Source organism: Rahnella sp. CFA14(1/10) (assembly GCF_004195095.1).
Classification (GTDB): Bacteria; Pseudomonadota; Gammaproteobacteria; order Enterobacterales; family Enterobacteriaceae; genus Rahnella; species Rahnella perminowiae.
This window is the reverse complement of the sequence record NZ_SEWS01000013.1, coordinates 111,496-129,127: the sequence shown is the minus strand read 5'-3', so window position 1 is coordinate 129,127 and position 17,632 is coordinate 111,496. Positions and strand designations below refer to the sequence as shown.

At 51.8% G+C, this 17,632-nt stretch carries 17 protein-coding genes; 3 read left to right on the top strand and 14 right to left on the bottom strand.

Translation table 11 applies throughout. The features are described 5' to 3' along the window. Nucleotides 1-388 precede the first annotated feature (388 nt). Genes hemG through pepQ form a run of 4 tightly spaced genes read right to left on the bottom strand, consistent with a single transcriptional unit; the run spans nucleotide 389 to nucleotide 4,381 of the window. Nucleotides 389-928: a menaquinone-dependent protoporphyrinogen IX dehydrogenase gene (hemG, locus tag EVX52_RS22650; protein ID WP_129992176.1), complete on the bottom strand. Its 540-nt coding sequence runs from the start codon at nucleotides 926-928 to the stop codon at nucleotides 389-391. Nucleotides 929-950: 22 nt separating this feature from the next. Then, the gene (gene trkH, locus EVX52_RS22645) at nucleotides 951-2,402 is read right to left on the bottom strand and encodes a Trk system potassium transporter TrkH (protein ID WP_129955146.1); all 1,452 of its coding nucleotides are present in this window, start codon (nucleotides 2,400-2,402) and stop codon (nucleotides 951-953) included. Between the two features lie 36 nt (nucleotides 2,403-2,438). Continuing rightward, nucleotides 2,439-3,050: an IMPACT family protein gene (locus EVX52_RS22640; protein ID WP_129955147.1), complete on the bottom strand. Its 612-nt coding sequence runs from the start codon at nucleotides 3,048-3,050 to the stop codon at nucleotides 2,439-2,441. Further along, the gene (gene pepQ / locus EVX52_RS22635; protein WP_129955148.1) at nucleotides 3,050-4,381 is read right to left on the bottom strand and encodes a Xaa-Pro dipeptidase; all 1,332 of its coding nucleotides are present in this window, start codon (nucleotides 4,379-4,381) and stop codon (nucleotides 3,050-3,052) included. The genes EVX52_RS22640 and pepQ overlap by 1 nt, the downstream gene beginning before the upstream one ends. A gap of 189 nt (nucleotides 4,382-4,570) precedes the next feature. Here pepQ and fadB point away from each other — a divergent pair, with 189 nt between their 5' ends. Beyond that, nucleotides 4,571-6,763, top strand: coding sequence for a fatty acid oxidation complex subunit alpha FadB (fadB, locus tag EVX52_RS22630; RefSeq protein WP_129992175.1), 2,193 nt, complete (start codon nucleotides 4,571-4,573; stop codon nucleotides 6,761-6,763). Between the two features lie 11 nt (nucleotides 6,764-6,774). Then, on the top strand, nucleotides 6,775-7,938 hold the full coding sequence (gene fadA / locus EVX52_RS22625) for an acetyl-CoA C-acyltransferase FadA (RefSeq protein WP_129955150.1): 1,164 nt from the start codon (nucleotides 6,775-6,777) through the stop codon (nucleotides 7,936-7,938). 116 nt (nucleotides 7,939-8,054) lie between these two features. On the opposite strand, the gene fre is transcribed toward fadA, so the two are convergent. The 3 genes from fre to pepE form a co-directional block, all read right to left on the bottom strand. Then, on the bottom strand, nucleotides 8,055-8,756 hold the full coding sequence (gene fre / locus EVX52_RS22620; protein WP_129955151.1) for an NAD(P)H-flavin reductase: 702 nt from the start codon (nucleotides 8,754-8,756) through the stop codon (nucleotides 8,055-8,057). Nucleotides 8,757-8,804: 48 nt separating this feature from the next. Then, complete coding sequence (ubiD, locus tag EVX52_RS22615) at nucleotides 8,805-10,295, bottom strand: 4-hydroxy-3-polyprenylbenzoate decarboxylase (protein ID WP_129955152.1); 1,491 nt, start codon at nucleotides 10,293-10,295, stop codon at nucleotides 8,805-8,807. Nucleotides 10,296-10,488: 193 nt separating this feature from the next. Continuing rightward, a complete protein-coding gene (gene pepE, locus EVX52_RS22610) occupies nucleotides 10,489-11,214 on the bottom strand; it encodes a dipeptidase PepE (protein ID WP_129992174.1) in 726 nt (241 codons plus the stop codon). Nucleotides 11,215-11,386: 172 nt separating this feature from the next. Here pepE and rfaH point away from each other — a divergent pair, with 172 nt between their 5' ends. After that, nucleotides 11,387-11,875, top strand: a complete 489-nt coding sequence (rfaH, locus tag EVX52_RS22605; protein WP_205951622.1) for a transcription/translation regulatory transformer protein RfaH — start codon at nucleotides 11,387-11,389, stop codon at nucleotides 11,873-11,875. A 75-nt stretch (nucleotides 11,876-11,950) separates the two neighbouring features. On the opposite strand, the gene tatD is transcribed toward rfaH, so the two are convergent. The 7 genes from tatD to ubiE all read right to left on the bottom strand — a co-directional run bounded on the left by tatD (nucleotide 11,951) and on the right by ubiE (nucleotide 17,566). After that, nucleotides 11,951-12,742: a 3'-5' ssDNA/RNA exonuclease TatD gene (gene tatD, locus EVX52_RS22600; RefSeq protein WP_129992173.1), complete on the bottom strand. Its 792-nt coding sequence runs from the start codon at nucleotides 12,740-12,742 to the stop codon at nucleotides 11,951-11,953. Between the two features lie 57 nt (nucleotides 12,743-12,799). Beyond that, complete coding sequence (tatC, locus tag EVX52_RS22595; protein WP_129955155.1) at nucleotides 12,800-13,567, bottom strand: Sec-independent protein translocase subunit TatC; 768 nt, start codon at nucleotides 13,565-13,567, stop codon at nucleotides 12,800-12,802. A 2-nt stretch (nucleotides 13,568-13,569) separates the two neighbouring features. Continuing rightward, nucleotides 13,570-14,217 carry a Sec-independent protein translocase protein TatB gene (tatB, locus tag EVX52_RS22590; protein ID WP_129992172.1) on the bottom strand — a complete coding sequence of 216 codons (648 nt, stop codon included), beginning with the start codon at nucleotides 14,215-14,217 and terminating at the stop codon, nucleotides 13,570-13,572. A gap of 3 nt (nucleotides 14,218-14,220) precedes the next feature. Continuing rightward, nucleotides 14,221-14,487 (bottom strand): twin-arginine translocase TatA/TatE family subunit, encoded by a 267-nt coding sequence (gene tatA, locus EVX52_RS22585; RefSeq protein ID WP_129992171.1) that lies wholly within the window; start codon nucleotides 14,485-14,487, stop codon nucleotides 14,221-14,223. A 73-nt stretch (nucleotides 14,488-14,560) separates the two neighbouring features. Then, complete coding sequence (gene ubiB / locus EVX52_RS22580) at nucleotides 14,561-16,192, bottom strand: ubiquinone biosynthesis regulatory protein kinase UbiB (RefSeq protein ID WP_129992170.1); 1,632 nt, start codon at nucleotides 16,190-16,192, stop codon at nucleotides 14,561-14,563. Next, nucleotides 16,189-16,797 (bottom strand): SCP2 domain-containing protein, encoded by a 609-nt coding sequence (locus EVX52_RS22575; protein ID WP_129955238.1) that lies wholly within the window; start codon nucleotides 16,795-16,797, stop codon nucleotides 16,189-16,191. The genes ubiB and EVX52_RS22575 overlap by 4 nt, the downstream gene beginning before the upstream one ends. A gap of 13 nt (nucleotides 16,798-16,810) precedes the next feature. After that, a complete protein-coding gene (gene ubiE / locus EVX52_RS22570) occupies nucleotides 16,811-17,566 on the bottom strand; it encodes a bifunctional demethylmenaquinone methyltransferase/2-methoxy-6-polyprenyl-1,4-benzoquinol methylase UbiE (RefSeq protein WP_129955159.1) in 756 nt (251 codons plus the stop codon). Between the last annotated feature and the right edge of the window lie 66 nt (nucleotides 17,567-17,632).

Genomic DNA, 17,632 nt, shown 5'->3' with positions numbered 1-17,632 from the left:
CTTCGTAATAATTCAACTAAATGAATTACTGCTTGGTCACTCTAAGACTTGATATTTTTTGCCACCGAGGTGGCTGATATCGTCTTGTGAGTGCCCACACAGATTGTCTGATAAATTGTTAAAGAGCGTTCGTTGCGAGACTTAACTCAGCAACGTGGGAGGCAGATAATACTCCTTCCCACTGAAGAGTCAACCATTTTCTTTTACAAGATTCGGTGTTTTCACCGGGTTGATTCTTCCTGACTGGGCGACTTGGTTCTCGTTAGAGGAGTCGTTGTTCCCGGTCAGTGGAGGCGCATTATAGGGAGTTCTCAGAAGGCCGCAACCCCTAATTTCAAAAAACTTTCCGACTGCTTTCTTTTTGGCCTGAACGTCTATTAAGACCGCATTAGTGTGATTTTTTATACGATATTTGTCCAAAATCTTCAGCGAATTTGGCTACCTGTTGCCAGTCGGTGTATTCCACTTCTTTACGGGTGTCTGTTTCCCCGCCTGTCATCCGCATAATAAGTTGGATCATGACCTTATCGAACCAGCGATATCGCGGATAACGTAATGCGCCAGCAAAGACACCACACATTGCAGGTTCCCAAGGCGATGCCAGCAGGAATTTACGCACGTAGGCATTAGTCTGTGGCGTACGCTTTTCAGGTTTGCGTGCAGTCAGATTGACGCCGAAAAAAGCTGACGGCATGCGGTTCAATGTTTCGGCGTGTTTTTTAACGAACTTATCCAGCACCGGGTTGAAGTGGCCGTAACGTATCGAAGCGCCGATCATGATCTGGTCATAGCTTTTCAAATCGACGTGTGCCGCATGGCCGAGATCAATAACATCGCAGTAGCACTTCTCTTTCAACTCACTGGCTATATAAGAAGCGATAGCATGTGTCTGCCCGTCACGACTTGAATAGAGTATCAACGCTTTCATACTTGTTTCCCTTTCTTAAAACTCATTCCCGCCAGAACGTCGGCGTGAACAGCACTAATAATGTGAAGACTTCGAGACGACCAAACAACATGGTGACGATCAGGATCCATTTCGCCACTGAATTCATCGAGGCAAAGTTATCCGCCACAACCCCTAAACCAGGCCCAAGGTTATTGAGCGTCGCGGTGACCGCAGCGAAGGCGGAGAAGTTATCTACACCGGTGGCCACAATCGCCAGCATGCTGACAATAAACACCAGCGCATAAGCGGAGAAGAAACCCCATACCGCTTCAATGATACGTTCAGGCAAAGCGCGGCTACCCAATTTAATCGTGTAAACCGCATTGGGGTGAACCAGCCTTTTCAGCTCGCGGGAACCCTGTAAATAAAGCAGAAGGATACGGATCACCTTTAGGCCACCGCCGGTTGAACCCGCACATCCCCCGATAAAGGCAGAACAGAGCAACAGAAGCGGCAAAAACAGCGGCCATTTAGAAATACTGTCCGTGGTATATCCTGCGGTAGTAGCCATTGACACCACCTGGAAAAATGCCTGATTCAGCGTCTCCAGACCGGAACCGTAAGTATTGTGGATCCACAAAATCACCGTACAGATGATCACCAGCGTGAACTGCACACCAATGAACATACGAAATTCCGGATCTCGCCAGTACACTTTCAGGTTTCGCCCGCTCAGTACCGCAAAGTGCAGGCCATAGTTACAGCCGGAAATCAGCAGGAATATCGCGACGATAGTATTGATCGTTCCGCTATGAAAATATCCGATACTGGCGTCGTGCGTTGAGAAGCCGCCGATGGCGATAGTCGAAAAACTGTGGCTGATCGCATCAAAAACCGGCATACCCGCGCCCCATAACGACAGCGCACAAGCGATGGTCAGCAGTACATAGATGAGCCAAAGCGTTTTTGCTGTTTCGGCGATACGCGGACGCATCTTGTTATCTTTAAGCGGGCCCGGCATTTCGGCACGGTACAACTGCATCCCGCCGACACCCAATATCGGCAGAATGGCCACAGCGAGCACAATGATCCCCATACCGCCAAACCATTGCAGCATCTGCCGGTAGAAGAGAATCGCTTTGGGCAATGAATCCAACCCGACCAGCGTGGTCGCGCCCGTCGTCGTTAGGCCGGAAAAGGATTCAAAGAAAGCATCGGTAAGGGAGAGATTCGGCCGCTCGGAGAACAGAAAAGGCAATGCCCCGACGCTGCCCAGTACCGTCCAGAACAGCACGACAATCAGGAAACCTTCCCGTGGTTTAAGCTCACTTTTCTGCTTTCGGTTGGGCAACCACAGGAATAATCCAATCGCCAGAGCGACAAAGAAAGTCTGACTGAACGCACGCCCCGCGCCATCGCGGTAGATTAAAGCGACCAGACCGGGAATAATCATCGTTCCCGAGAAAAGGATGACGAGCACCCCCACAATGCGTGTTATGGCACGAAAATGCATGCTGGTGCGTTCCTCAGCGAAGTAATCATAGAAAATTTAAGAAACCGGACGCAGGATAAGTGTGCCACGGCTGATATCGAACAAGTGGCTGACTGTTGCCGGCGCATCTGCGGCAGGCAGCGCCAGAACGAGGTCCACCGCCGCGCCGTACTCACTGCGTAAAATATGCCCACCCACATGCGAAAGCAGCATTTCAACCTGCTGTAACTGGCTGTAATCACACTGTACTGCGTACTTCACCAGCGGAACCTTTTGCTGCACGATAAGTTGTTTTAATGCCTGCTGAACACCACCGCCGTAGGCCTTCACGAGGCCGCCGGTGCCCAGCATAATGCCACCGTAATAACGCACCACGACGGCCGTGATCTCCCCAACCCCGCATCCCATCAGCTGACTTAAGATGGGTTTACCGGCTGTGCCCGCTGGTTCTCCATCATCAGAAAAGCCCAGTTGCTGAGAATCAGCAGGCGCGCCAGCCACAAACGCCCAGCAGTGATGACGCGCTGCCGGGTGCTGATGTCTGACATGCTGAATAAAGGCTTTTGCCGCTTCAATGCCTTCCGTTCTTGCCAGTAAGGTGATGAAGCGACTTTTCTTTATTTCTTCGCTGAAACTGACGGACTCAGCGGGGACGGCATAAGGCTGCATCAGGCCAGCTTCAGATCGCGTGTCATATTTTCGATACGATTGTCATGGATGACAATATTGTCTTCGATACGAATGCCGCCAAATGGCTTCATCGCGTTGATGCGATCCCAGGCAAAATGTTTGCTGAACTGCCCTTCGCGCCACGGTAACAACAACGAATCGATGAAATACAGACCCGGCTCGATAGTCAGTACCATGCCAGGCTCAATCACACGGGTGCAACGCAGATAAGGATATTGCGAAGGCGCAGCCAGATGTGTACCGGTATCGTCCTGCATAAACCCGGCAACATCATGCACCTGTAATCCCAGCGGATGTCCCAGACCGTGTGGCAGGAAAGGCCCGGTCAGGTTCTGTTCCACCATGGCGTCTTCACTGATATCGACCACCAGCTTGTGCGCTTTCAACAATTTGGCGATGCGGTGATGCATCTGAATATGATAGTCGGTATAGCGCACACCGGCCTTAATCGTATCAATTAACGCGAGTTCTTCCGTATTGAGATCTTTCACCAGTGCGGCGAAATCACTGTCCGGTTTTGCGGCATAGGTCCGCGTCAGGTCAGCGGCATAGCCATTATATTCCGCACCGGCATCAAGCAGGAAGCTGTGCATTTCGGCAGGCGGCTGGTTATCTAGCGTCGTGTAATGCAGTACGGAAGCGTGTTCATTGAGCGCAACAATGTTGTCGTAAGGCACATCGGTATCACGATGACCGGTAGCCGTGAGATACGCCAGATTGATGTCGAATTCACTCATGCCGGAAAGGAACGCCTCTTTCGCCGCACGATGGCCGCTGACCGCGACTTTCTGCGCTTCACGCATACAGGCCAGTTCATAACCCGTTTTGTAAGCGCGATGATAATGCAGGAAATCCAGCACAGCTTTCGGGTTGACGTTGGCAGCAGGAATACCCATGCCGATCGCGCGTTCCTGACTGTAACCGATGTAACCCACACGTTTGAGATCAACCGGCAACTGGCCTTTGATATCGTCGGCGTTGGCCAGCGGCGTCAGGGAAATTTCTTTCGTCCAGAAAGAGTCCGGCAGCGGTTCATGGCTGTGCCAGTAGTCCACGGGGGAATAGAACCACAATTTCGGGGCATTCACGCCATCCACCCACAACCAGCAATTCGGCACTTTGGTGACCGGCACCCAGGCCTTGAACTGCGGATTGACTTTGAAGGGATAACTGTGGTCATCAAGGAAGGTCGTCAGCAACTCACCGGAGTGAATCAGTAACGCATCAAGCTGAGAACGTTGCAGAATTTCACGGGCACGCGTCTGCAGCGTGGCAATATGTTCTTTATAAAGCGTAGTAAGCGATTCCATCCAACTCTCCTTTTTTCACCTGAAAGACGATGCAGCATCTTACCACAGCCTCACCGCGACCATAGTCCCGGAAGGTTTGTGATCTTGCCTGCAAATAAAACACATCTCATTTGCAAATTATTAACATAAAAACCACACTCCAAGTCATCTGGTCATACCAGATCATCCCAGATGATTCAGGAGAGACACATGCTCTACCAAGGCGAAACATTACACCTGCACTGGCTCGATGACGGTATCGCGGAGCTGGTGTTTGATGCCCCAGGCTCGGTCAATAAACTCGATACCCAAACGGTTGCCAGCCTGGGCGAAGCGATTGCAGTACTTGAAAAGCAGTCTGAGCTGAAAGGCTTACTGCTGAGTTCAGCCAAACCTGCATTTATTGTCGGTGCGGATATCACCGAGTTTTTGTCCCTGTTTAACGCACCTGCGGAAAAACTGCAGGAGTGGCTGAATTTCGCCAACCGCATTTTTAACCGTCTGGAAGATCTGCCGGTACCGACCCTTTCCGCTATCAGCGGTTATGCGCTGGGCGGCGGTTGCGAATGCGTACTGGCGACGGATTTTCGCATCAGTACGGCCGATGCACGTATCGGATTGCCGGAAACCAGCTTAGGTATCATGCCGGGCTTCGGCGGATCCGTGCGTCTGCCACGCCTGATTGGCACAGACAGTGCACTGGAAATTATCGCAGCCGGGAAAAACATCAGCGGGAAAGAGGCCCTGAAAGTCGGTCTGGTAGATGCCGTCGTTGAAGCAGACAAACTACGCGATGCAGGCATTACCATGCTGAAAAATGCCGCTGGCGGCAAACTGGAATGGCATAACCGCCGCGCCCCGAAACGTCTGCCGCTGAAACTCAGCCAGATTGAAGCGACGATGAGTTTCAGCGTCGCCAAAAGCATGGTCATGCAAAATGCCGGCAAGCATTATCCCGCGCCTATGACCGCCGTGAAAACGATTGAAGCCGCCGCTCGCCTGGGCCGTGATGAAGCATTACAACTGGAAACCGCCAGCTTTGTACCGCTCGCACAATCTAAAGAAGCCCGCGCACTGGTCAGCATTTTCCTTACCGATCAGTTTGTGAAAGGCAAAGCAAAAAAACTGGCTCAAGGGAGTGATAAACCGACGCAAGCTGCGGTGCTGGGTGCCGGCATTATGGGCGGCGGGATAGCTTATCAGTCGGCCCTGAAAGGTGTACCGGTCGTCATGAAAGATATCAACGATCAGTCCCTGACTCTGGGCATGAACGAGGCCGCTAAGTTGCTAAACAAGCAACTGGAGCGTGGCAAACTTGATGGTCTGAAAATGGCCAAAGTCCTGTCGACCATTCATCCGACTCTCAATTACAGCGGAATCGAACATGCCACCGTCGTGGTCGAAGCCGTGGTCGAGAATCCAAAAGTAAAAGCCGCAGTGTTGGCTGAAGCTGAATCTTTACTCGGTACCGGTGCCGTTCTGGCTTCCAATACTTCGACCATTCCTATCAATCAGCTGGCATCCTCGCTGAAAAATCCGGAAAACTTCTGCGGTATGCACTTCTTCAACCCGGTTCACCGGATGCCGTTGGTGGAAATCGTGCGGGGTGAAAAAACCTCAGACACGACAATTTCACGCATTGTCTCTTACGCGCTGGCAATGGGGAAAACACCGATCGTCGTCAATGACTGCCCGGGCTTCTTCGTTAACCGCGTGTTGTTCCCGTATTTTTCCGGTTTCAGTTTGCTGTTGCGTGATGGTGCCGATTTCCGCCAGATCGACAAAGTGATGGAAAAACAGTTCGGCTGGCCAATGGGCCCGGCTTATCTGCTGGATGTGGTCGGCATCGACACTGCCCATCACGCCCAGGCAGTGATGGCCGCCGGTTTCCCGGAGCGTATGTCGCGCAATTACCGTGATGCTGTTGATGTGCTGTTTGATAACCGTCGTTTTGGTCAAAAAAACCATCTTGGCTTCTACCGTTACAGCGAAGACAGCAAGGGCAAGCCACGCAAGGAGGTCGATGAACAGGCAATCAGCCTGCTGGCCGATAATCTAAAACCGTCACATGCGGATTTCTCGCCGCAGGACATCATTGCCCGCATGATGATCCCGATGATTAACGAAGTGGTACGCTGTTTCGAAGAAGGCATCATTGCCAGCCCGGCCGAAGCCGACATGGCGCTGGTGTATGGCATCGGTTTCCCTCCGTTCCATGGGGGACCGTTCCGTTATCTGGATACCCTCGGTACCGCTGCGTATCTGAAAATGACCGAACAGTACACACACCTGGGGCCGATGTATCAGGCACCAAGCGGGTTACGCGTCAAAGCGCAAACCAATGAAAGTTACTATCCGGTTGCGGCGCCGCTGGAAAACCTCAGCACCGGTAAACAGGCATAAGGACCGAAATCATGGAAAACGTAGTCATTGTTGATGCAGTCCGCACGCCGATGGGCCGTTCTAAAGGCGGCGCATTCCGCCACGTCAGGGCTGAAGATCTCTCCGCTCATCTGATGCGCGCCGTGCTGACCCGCAACCCGGCACTCAACGCCAAAGATATTGATGATATTTACTGGGGCTGCGTCCAGCAGACGCTGGAGCAAGGCTTCAATATTGCCCGCAACGCGTCGCTGCTGGCAGAAATTCCGCACAGCGTTCCCGCGACTACGGTCAACCGTTTGTGCGGTTCTTCCATGCAGGCACTGCACGACGCAGCGCGCGCGATTATGGTTGGCGACGCACAAGTCAGCCTGATCGGTGGCGTGGAACATATGGGTCACGTACCGATGAATCACGGCGTGGATTTCCATCCAGGCCTGAGCAAGACCGTAGCGAAAGCTGCGGGCATGATGGGACTGACAGCTGAAATGCTGGCGAAAATGCACCAGATCAGCCGTGAAATGCAGGATGAATTTGCCGCACGTTCACATCAGCGCGCCCATGCAGCCACCGTTGCCGGGCATTTTGCTAACGAAATCGTGGCGACCGAAGGCCATAACGCCGACGGTGTGCTGACCCGTTATGACTTCGATGAAGTGATCCGCCCGGAAACTACTGTCGCCACGCTGGCAGCTTTACGTCCGGCGTTCGATCCGGTGAACGGTACCGTTACGGCGGGCACATCCTCGGCCCTCTCCGACGGCGCATCGGCGATGTTGCTGATGAGTGAATCTCATGCCAAATCTTTAGGTCTGAAAGCCCGCGCCCGCATCCGTGCTATGGCGGTAGTCGGCTGCGACCCGTCGATTATGGGTTACGGCCCTGTGCCGGCAACGCGTCTGGCATTGAAACGCGCCGGGCTAAACGTGCAGGACATCGGTCTGTTCGAACTGAATGAAGCTTTTGCCGCACAAGCTTTACCGTGCGTGAAAGATTTGGGACTGCTGGAAACCATGGAAGAACGCGTCAATCTGAACGGCGGTGCCATTGCGCTCGGTCATCCGCTCGGCTGTTCCGGCTCGCGTATTTCCACCACGTTGCTGAATCTGATGGAACGCCGCGACGTACAATTTGGCGTGGCCACCATGTGTATCGGTTTGGGACAGGGCATCGCGACCGTTTTCGAACGCGTCTGATTTCCCTCTTCCTGAAAAACACAAAAGCGGGCATTAAGCCCGCTTTCATCAATCTGTCATTACCGTTTTAGTTGCCGTTTTCCCGCCTGTCAGGGGCGGGCTTTTTCATTATTCAATCAGATGAAAGAGAAGGCATCACCAAACAGACGGTCTTCCTGTGCACCGCGTTCTGCGACAAAACGTTCACGGGCGATTTTTGCCATCTCAAAACGACCCGCGATATAAATATCGTACTCAGCCAGTGAGGAGAAATCCTGTAGCACTGCGCTCAGGACAGTACCGCTTCTGCCCTGCCATCCTTCTTCCGGCTGTTCAACCACCGGGATCACTTTCAGGTTCGGGTGATTGATGCTCAGCGCTTCCAGTTCACTGAGATCATACAGATGCTTCAGTTCACGGCCGCCCCAGTAAATAGAAATATCACGATGTGGTTGTTGTTCGAGCGCGGTGATCAAAATAGAACGCACGTAAGAAAATCCGGTTCCGCCCGCAATCAGCACCAGCGGACGTTCACCGTCTTCACGCAACCAGGCATCGCCGTGCGGAATATCCACGGTGATGGCCTGTTCTTTCAAAATGCGATCCATCACGGCCATCGCGTACAGATTCAGTTCAGACGCGCCAATGTGCAACTCAATCACATTGTGTTGGGCCGGCGTGGAAGCCAGAGAGAACGGGCGCTTGTCACGCTCATCCATTACCACCATCAGATACTGACCCGCGCGGAACGAGAAAGGCGCTTCCGGAACCAGCCGGACGCGATACACCGTATCGGTTATCGCCTCAACTGAGGTCACTTTACAGCTCAATGTTGTCATGCGGTCCCTCTGTGGGTCGTCAAAGCAAAGCGTAGGACAAAGATTCGATTATTTTTTCGTATCGTCTTTATCATTAAGAATAGCGAGTTCGTGCCAAATAGCGTCGATACGCGCGGTGACTTCCGGATCTTTCACAATCGGACGCCCCCATTCACGCTGCGTTTCGCCCGGCCATTTATTGGTAGCATCCATCCCCATTTTCGAGCCAAGGCCCGACACAGGGGAAGCAAAATCAAGATAATCAATCGGGGTATTTTCTACCAGAACCGTATCCCGCGCGGGATCCATTCGGGTCGTGATCGCCCAAATCACATCGTTCCAGTCACGGGCATTCACGTCATCGTCGCACACAATCACAAACTTGGTGTACATGAACTGTCGCAGGAAGGACCAGACCCCCATCATCACGCGTTTCGCATGACCCGCGTACTGCTTCTTCATGGTAACGACAGCCAGACGGTAGGAGCAACCCTCAGGCGGCAAATAGAAATCAACAATTTCCGGAAACTGCTTTTTCAGAATCGGCACAAACACTTCATTCAGCGCCACACCCAGTACTGCAGGTTCATCCGGCGGACGGCCAGTATAGGTCGAATGATAGATAGCATCTTTACGCTGTGTCATGTGCGTAATGGTGAACACCGGGAAGTTGTCCACTTCATTATAGTAGCCGGTGTGGTCACCATACGGGCCTTCCGGTGCCATTTCACCCGGCTCGATATACCCTTCCAGCACAATTTCGGCGCTGGCCGGCACTTCCAAATCGTTAGAAATACATTTAACCACTTCCGTTTTGTTGCCACGCAACAGCCCGGCAAAGGCATATTCAGAAAGCGTATCGGGAACCGGCGTCACAGCACCAAGAATCGTAGCCGGATCAGCCCCCAGCGCAACAGAAACCGGAAAACGCTGACCCGGATTCTGTTTGCACCATTCCTGAAAATCAAGCGCACCGCCGCGATGGGACAACCAGCGCATGATCACTTTATTTTTACCCAGCACCTGCTGACGATATATGCCCAGATTCTGACGCGGCTTGTTCGGTCCCCGGGTGACAGTCAGTCCCCAGGTGATGAGCGGCGCGGCATCTTCCGGCCAGCACTGCATCACCGGAATTTTGGTGATATCGACCGCATCACCTTCCCAAATCTGCTGCTGGCACGGGGCGGAATGCAGCATTTTGGTCGACATATTCAGCACCTGTTTAAACTTTGGCGCTTTGTCGTATAAATCACGCAAGCCCCGCGGTGGCTCAGGTTCTTTCAGAAATGCCAGTAATTCACCGACTTCCCGCAACGCACTGACATCTTCTTTGCCCATGCCCATCGCCACACGCTGAGGTGTGCCAAATAAATTGCACAGAACCGGCATGTCGTAGCCTTTGGGGTTTTCGAACAAAAGCGCGGGACCGCCTGCACGCAGGGTGCGATCGGCAATTTCGGTCATTTCCAGATAAGGGTCAACTGACTGGCTAATGCGTTTCAGTTGGCCTCTCTTTTCAAGTAACGAGAGGAAGTCACGTAAATCACGGTATTTCATGCTGATTCTGAGTCGCCGGGTTGAAGGAGAGCATTATAGAGCCTCTCCGGGGTTGTTGCTGCCTTTTTGTTATCAGCAAGTTTGTTATGAGTAAATTTCTTAACAGTAACTAAAGTCTGATAACGTAAAAACTGTATAACCGTCAGCCGGGTATTTCTGGACTGACGGTGCGGAAGTAGTATCGTGACGACAATTACAGGCAGTTAAAAGGCACCAGAGACTGAATCGCCTGAGTGTCCTGATATTCCTGCGTGTCCTGCCCGTGACGGAAAACTTTAAAACCCTGCTCTTTCGCACTGAAGTAGCTCAGATTGTTGCCGGACACCTGTAACAGGCTGCCTTCACGCAACGCAATTACTGATTCCGACGGATTAACCGCGCAGAATTCCGCAATGCGCTCATCACGGGTTTCACCCATATGACCGCTTAAATGGGCATCAATATAGTGCGGATTGATTTGCACCGGGAACAGGCCAAGAGAAGGCAGAACCACAGAGTTGCGAACAGGCATATCATTGGTGGTACGGATACTGGGTGTGGCAACATTACAGCCCGCACTCCAGCCGATATAGGGTACATTGCGCTCACGCACTGCCCGCTGGATCGGCACGATCAGGCTGTGTTCATGCAACATTTGATTAAGCATCCAGGTATTCCCGCCGCTGATCAAAATACATTCCGCGCTGGCAATCGCTTCAGCCGGGTTTGCTGCATGATGAATACTGCTAACGTCAATGCCCAGCACATCAGAAAGCTCCAGGGCGCGGGCATCGTAATCACTGCGGATCAGGGCATAAGGGATTAGGACAGCTGAGGTAATCTTGTGCGCCTCAAACATAGTCTGGATACGCGCTTTAGCGTAGCCCAGTAACTCAGATTCACCTGAAAGCTTACCGTTACTCAGTAAGAATAACTCCATGAGATTTCTCCTGATAAAATAGGACTAATAGAGGGGATAAGAATGCGCTTTTCTCCGATAATAAAAGATAACGGGCCGACAATCAGCAAACGTCTGCAGAGACTTGCACTGTCTATATCTCCTGAGCGGCTTTTGGTATGCTGCCCCGCTCGACGCTTTTATGTGGGAAACTATGGAATCCTGGTATTTACTCTATTGCAAACGTGGTCAGCTTCTTCGCGCAAAAGAACATCTTGAGCGCCAGCACGTTAACTGCCTGACGCCAATGATCACGCTTGAAAAACTGGTGCGCGGACGCCGCACTGCGGTCAGCGAGCCACTGTTTCCGAATTATATGTTCGTCGAGTTCGACCCTGAGCGGATCCATACCACGACTATCAACGCAACGCGTGGTGTCAGCCACTTCATCCGCTTTGGTGCGAAACTTGCCACCGTCCAGCCTGATGTCATTAAACAGTTGATGGAACCGCCATCAGTTGATATTCGTGATCCTGATACACCGTATGAAGGCGATCAGGTGGTGATTACCGGCGGAATTTTTGCTGGTATCGAAGCGATTTATACTGAACCGGACGGCGAAGCACGTTCACTGCTGATGCTTAATCTCATCAACCAGCCGGTTCGTCAGAGCATCGAAAATACGCACTTCCAAAAAATGTAACCGGTATTCCCGCTCTGTTGAACTGGATGGGTCGACCGTAAAAAGGCACTGTCCTGCAGTACCTTTTTACGGGGTTCAGCCGCGTGCCGGAAGGGCAAAAAGCTTACGCGCATTGTCATCCGTAATGTCCGCCAGCCATAGGGGATCCTCACCACGCCAAAGGGCCACCTGCTTCACAATATGCGGCAGGAAAGCGGGTTCATTGCGACGGTTTTTCGGTTTGTTTTCCATATCACGCGGCAGTAAATACGGTGCATCGGTTTCCAGCAATAACCTCTCCGCCGGGATCAGCGGCAGCATTTCACGCAGTTCCAGCCCGCGACGCTCATCACATACCCAACCGGTAATACCCACCGACAGTCCGAGAGATAAATACAACTCAAGCTCCTGACGGGTGCCGGTAAAACAATGAACCACACCGCCCGGCAAACCGGACAGCCAAGGTTTGAGCAACTCGGCGAAGCGCTCCCCAGCATCGCGACAATGCAGAAAGACCGGTAACTGCAGTTCTTTCGCCAGCGCCAGCTGCGCGGTAAAAGCCGCTTCCTGCCGATCTGCCGGAGAAAAGTTACGATTGAAATCCAGCCCGCACTCGCCGATCGCAACCACATTGGGTAACGCTGCGAGCTCGCGGATACCGGCTTCAACCTGCGCATTCCAGTCGCTCGCCTGATGCGGATGCACACCCGCCGTCGACCAGCAAAAATCAGGATGATCATCCGCCATTTTCTGCGCTTCGACACTTTCCTGCGCTGACGTTCCGGTGATCAACATGCCGCTCAGACCGGCGGCTCTGGCTCTTTCCACCACCTGCAGCCGGTCTTTATCAAACTGACTGCTGGTAAGATTTATACCGATTTCAAACATGGGGAGTCCTGAAACAGAAACCGCCCAACAGGGCGGTTCTCTATAACGAAAAAAACTTTAAGCAGACTGATCCGGATCGGTCTCGTTGTCGACGTCCGACCGGCGACGGCCTCCGACATAGAAACGGGCAAAGAACACGCCAATTTCAAATAGCAGGTACATCGGAATGGCCAGCAACGTTTGCGAGAATACATCCGGCGGTGTTAACAACATCCCGACTACAAAAGCCCCGACCAGTACATAAGGACGTTTCTTTTTCAGATCTTCCGGGGTCGTTACACCACTCCAGCAAAGCAGCACAATCGCGATAGGCACTTCAAAGGAGACGCCAAACGCCATAAACAACGCCATCACGAAATCGAGGTAGTTGTTAATGTCGGTGGCTATCTGCACGCCAGCCGGTGCGGTTTTCGCAAAGAAAGCGAACGCCAGCGGGAACACGACGAAATAAGCAAACGCCACACCGAGATAGAATAACGCGGAGCTTGAGAACAGCAGCGGCATCATGAGCCGGCGTTCGTGTTTGTAAAGTGCCGGTGCTACAAATGCCCAGACCTGATACAAAATGAACGGTGCAGAGACAAACACCGAGACGATCATAGTCAGTTTGATAGGCGTAAAGAACGGCGACGCGACGTCAGTCGCAATCATGCTCGCACCCAACGGCATTTGCTTGATCAGCGGCGATGCCACCAGTTGATAGATGTCATTTGCAAAATAAACCAGCGCTAAAAACACCACAATAATACAGATAATGGCATTCAGCAGACGTTTACGTAGCTCGATCAGATGGCTGATAAGGGGTTGTGTATCTTCAACGGCCATGTTTAACGCTCGCCTGTCGTTTGAGTTGATGAAGCCGGTTTAACCGGTGCTGTGGGTTCCTCCACAGGGGCTTCAGCCGCGGTTTTCACAACAGGTGAAACGTCAACAGAACTGTCAGCGACAGGTTCCACCGATGCCGCCAGCGTTTCAGCTGCGGCATGCGCCGTTCTGTTTGATGCCAGGGCAGCATCAACAGCACTTTGCGGTGCAGCGGCTGGTGCAGAAATTACCTTGTCGGCAGCAGCAGGAGAGACACCTGCATCATGGTGCGCTTCAGCTTCATCCAGAACAGGATTGTGGATAGTGTTGCCTTCCGCTTTGGCGTCTTCGACAGCCTTCTCCGCAGGATTCAATCCTGAATTGATCGACTGCTTCATAGATTCTGCGGCCTCTTTCAACTCGTCCATAGACGCTTTGATTTCTGGCGTGAGATTCTTCAGACCGGATTCTTCCGCTTTCTTCAGGCTATCCTGCAATTCCTGGAGCTTCAGTTCCTGCGATAATTCGCTCTGAACTGAAGCAGCCATTGCACGAAGCGTACGGATCCAGCCTGCTACTGTTCTGACTGCTACAGGTAAACGCTCGGGCCCGAGGACAACCAGGCCAATCACCAATACCAGCAGCAGTTCACTAAATCCAATATCGAACACGGCTTATACCTGCTCTTTGTTTTGGCTCTTGGTGTCTTCTGCTTTCGTTTCTGGCTTGCTTTCAACAGACTTGGCTACGAAATCAGCGTCATTAGGAGGAATGTCAGCGTCTTTAGGTTTTGGCTGAGTGTCGTCATCACTCATGGCTTTTTTAAAACCTTTGATCGATGCACCCAAATCAGCGCCCAGACCACGCAGTTTCTTCGTACCGAACAGCAGTACTACAAGAACAACGAGGATTAGGATTTTTGTAATACTAATACCACCCATTATTTTCACCTCAAATAGGAAGGAACCACATTCATTGCCGTCCGCAAACGGCATTCGATTTAAAACAATTTGTTTAGCTGGCGCGTTTCCATCCGATTAACCATGAAACAGCACCTGCTGCCATCAGGCAAGCGGGGTAAACCTTAACGCCGCCTAACAGTAAAAGGGTTCCGCTCAACAACAGCGTCGCACCCATTCCCAACAAATAACGAGACTGTCCCTGACGGGAACTCTGGTTATGAATCTGGGAGGAAAGTTTCTCAATGTTGTATTGCAATAGCTTGTGCTGCTGCAGGCTCTGATAAACCAAATCTGGCAGTTCAGGCATTTTCTCAATCCAGAACGGCGCACGCTCTTTCAGTGCACGGATCATCGCTGGCAGGCCAACCTGATCACGAACCCAGCTTTCGAGGAAAGGTTTCGCCGTTGTCCACAAATCCAGTTGAGGATAAAGCTGACGCCCGAGGCCTTCGACATACAACAGTGTCTTTTGCAGCAACACCAGCTGAGGCTGGACTTCCATATTAAAACGGCGAGCCGTATTAAACAGATTTAACAATACGTTACCGAAGGAAATATCCGCCAGCGGTTTCTCAAAAATCGGTTCACACACTGTCCGGATCGCAAATTCGAATTCTTCAACGTTGGTATCACGCGGGACCCAGCCGGAATCGACATGCAACTCCGCCACTTTGCGGTAATCGCGATTAAAGAACGCGATGAAATTCTCCGCCAGATAGCGTTTGTCTTCCTTGTTGAGCGAACCAACTATGCCGCAATCAATGCCTATGTAGCAAGGATCTTCCGGCGTTTCGTAGCTCACAAAAATATTGCCCGGATGCATATCGGCATGAAAGAAACTGTCGCGGAAAACCTGAGTGAAGAAGACCTGCACACCGCGCTCCGCCAGCAATTTCATATTGGTGCCCTGCTTTTTCAGCGCCTCAATATCAGAAACAGGGATCCCATAAATACGTTCCATCACCATCAGTTGTTCGCTGCAATAATCCGGATAAACTTCCGGCACATACAGCATCGGGCTCCCTTCAAAGTTACGACGAAGCTGAATGGCATTCGCGGCTTCACGTAGCAGATTCAGTTCATCAAGCAGCGTTTTTTCATACTCGCGCACCACTTCACGCGGACGCAAACGGCGGCCATCTGGCAACAGAATCGGCAACCAGCCAGCAAGACGCGACATCAAACGGATGTCCGCAACAATGGTCGGTAAAATATCCGGGCGGATAACTTTGAGCACCACTGGTTTGCCGTTTTCTTTCAGGATCGCTGTATGCACCTGAGCAATCGACGCAGATGCCAGCGGTGTCTGGTCGAACTCATCAAACCAGGTTTCCAGCGGGCCACCCAGCGCAGCATTAATTTGCTGACGGGCTTTTGCGCCATCAAACGGCGGAACATGGTCCTGGAGCAAAGCCAGTTGATCGGCAATTTGCGGAGGGAAAAGATCGCGGCGTGTCGACATCATCTGACCGAACTTGATCCATACCGGTCCAAGTTGTTCCAGTGCCAGACGCATGCGCTCACCCAACGGTTTTTCTTTATGACGATGAGGTAACCAGAAAAAAAGATAACGCCCCATTCTCAGCGGTAACGTTAAGCGGATTTTAGGGATCAGTTCGTCAAGGCCGTAGATCAGAAACATGCGGATAATCAGATATAAACGTCGCATTTCCCTAGGCGTCACGGTTTATCCTCCAGTTTTTTGATTCGTTTATCCAGCGCATCCAGTTCGCCCACCAGTGCGGAAACCTCATCACTAAACCAGACAACTTCCAGCGGACCGGGTGCCATTTTCCACTCTTCCGTCAGCGTTTGCGCTACATAGCTCTGCTGATGTTTCAGCCCTTTTTGCAGAAAGCTGAAAGCCCCCTGCACAGCCTGGCTCACGCCCTGTGCCGCAATATCACCGATATAGGGTGCCAGAAACTCAGCAGGCTCAATTTCCGCCATATCCAGCAATGCAGAAAATTGCTGAACCACGGCGATATCACCATCAACCACCAGCCCGCCACTACGCATCATTGGCGACAACTGCTGGCGATCACGTAACTTATGCAGCACTGACAGTTTCGAGGTGACAGTGCAATCCGCCGCCCCATCCCATTGTCCGAGCACATCAATTTTGTGTTCACTGAATACAAACGTCAGGGGTGTACTCAGTTCCTGCAATTCGACACGCAGAACTTTGCCGGCCAGACGTGTCCGTGCCGCCTTCATGCTGCGATCTCTGAAAAGCAGGTAATTAAGCGGCGTCTCGATAGCGGCAGTCAGTAACGGCGTTAACAACATCGGCATACTCATATCAGAATTTGAAACCCCGATGTAACGCCACGATGCCGCCAGTCAGGTTGTGATAAGTCACATTTTCAAAACCTGCGTCTGCCATCATTCCTTTCAGTGTTTCCTGATCCGGATGCATACGAATTGATTCAGCCAGATAACGATAGCTTTCCGCATCATGCGCAACCAGTTCACCTATACGCGGTAAAATATGGAAGGAATAGGTGTCATAAGCTTTGCTCAGCGGTTTGAACACCGGTTTGGAGAATTCTAATACCAGCAGACGGCCGCCCGGCTTGAGGACACGGAACATGGAGCGCAGCGCCTTCTCTTTTTCAGTCACATTACGCAGACCGAAAGAGATGGTGATGCAGTCAAAATAATTGTCCGGGAACGGCAGGGCCTCGGCATTCGCCTGAACGTAACTGACGTTGCCAACGATGCCGAGATTGCGCAGCTTTTCGCGCCCCATCTTCAACATGGAATCGTTGATATCCGCCAGAACGACTTCGCCTTTCTCACCCACCAGACGGGAGAATTTTGCGGTCAGATCGCCCGTACCACCGGCCAGATCCAGCACACGTTGTCCCTGACGGACACCGCTGCAATCAATTGTGAAGCGTTTCCAGATGCGATGAATACCAAAAGACATCAGGTCATTCATCAAATCATATTTTGCCGCAACGGAATGGAAGACTTCTGCCACCATTTCCTGTTTTTCATCTTTGGCTACTGTACGAAAACCAAAATGGGTGGTTTCCGGCGTCTGCTTTTCCATTATTTATGCCTGCTTTTTCAGTCGAACTCTTGGGGAGAAGTGTATCAGAACCCGTTCGAAAGCCCC

Excerpts from the sequence above, each read along its gene's own strand:
- pepE (WP_129992174.1), bottom strand. The coding sequence starts at position 11,214 with ATGGAGTTATTCTTACTGAGTAACGGTAAGCTTTCAGGTGAATCTGAG.
- ubiE (WP_129955159.1), bottom strand. The coding sequence starts at position 17,566 with ATGGAAAAGCAGACGCCGGAAACCACCCATTTTGGTTTTCGTACAGTA.
- fadA (WP_129955150.1), top strand. The coding sequence starts at position 6,775 with ATGGAAAACGTAGTCATTGTTGATGCAGTCCGCACGCCGATGGGCCGT.
- tatD (WP_129992173.1), bottom strand. The coding sequence starts at position 12,742 with ATGTTTGAAATCGGTATAAATCTTACCAGCAGTCAGTTTGATAAAGAC.
- hemG (WP_129992176.1), bottom strand. The coding sequence starts at position 928 with ATGAAAGCGTTGATACTCTATTCAAGTCGTGACGGGCAGACACATGCT.
- pepQ (WP_129955148.1), bottom strand. The coding sequence starts at position 4,381 with ATGGAATCGCTTACTACGCTTTATAAAGAACATATTGCCACGCTGCAG.
- EVX52_RS22640 (WP_129955147.1), bottom strand. The coding sequence starts at position 3,050 with ATGCAGCCTTATGCCGTCCCCGCTGAGTCCGTCAGTTTCAGCGAAGAA.
- rfaH (WP_205951622.1), top strand. The coding sequence starts at position 11,387 with ATGGAATCCTGGTATTTACTCTATTGCAAACGTGGTCAGCTTCTTCGC.
- fre (WP_129955151.1), bottom strand. The coding sequence starts at position 8,756 with ATGACAACATTGAGCTGTAAAGTGACCTCAGTTGAGGCGATAACCGAT.
- tatC (WP_129955155.1), bottom strand. The coding sequence starts at position 13,567 with ATGGCCGTTGAAGATACACAACCCCTTATCAGCCATCTGATCGAGCTA.
- EVX52_RS22575 (WP_129955238.1), bottom strand. The coding sequence starts at position 16,797 with ATGTTGTTAACGCCGTTACTGACTGCCGCTATCGAGACGCCGCTTAAT.
- fadB (WP_129992175.1), top strand. The coding sequence starts at position 4,571 with ATGCTCTACCAAGGCGAAACATTACACCTGCACTGGCTCGATGACGGT.
- ubiD (WP_129955152.1), bottom strand. The coding sequence starts at position 10,295 with ATGAAATACCGTGATTTACGTGACTTCCTCTCGTTACTTGAAAAGAGA.
- trkH (WP_129955146.1), bottom strand. The coding sequence starts at position 2,402 with ATGCATTTTCGTGCCATAACACGCATTGTGGGGGTGCTCGTCATCCTT.
- tatA (WP_129992171.1), bottom strand. The coding sequence starts at position 14,487 with ATGGGTGGTATTAGTATTACAAAAATCCTAATCCTCGTTGTTCTTGTA.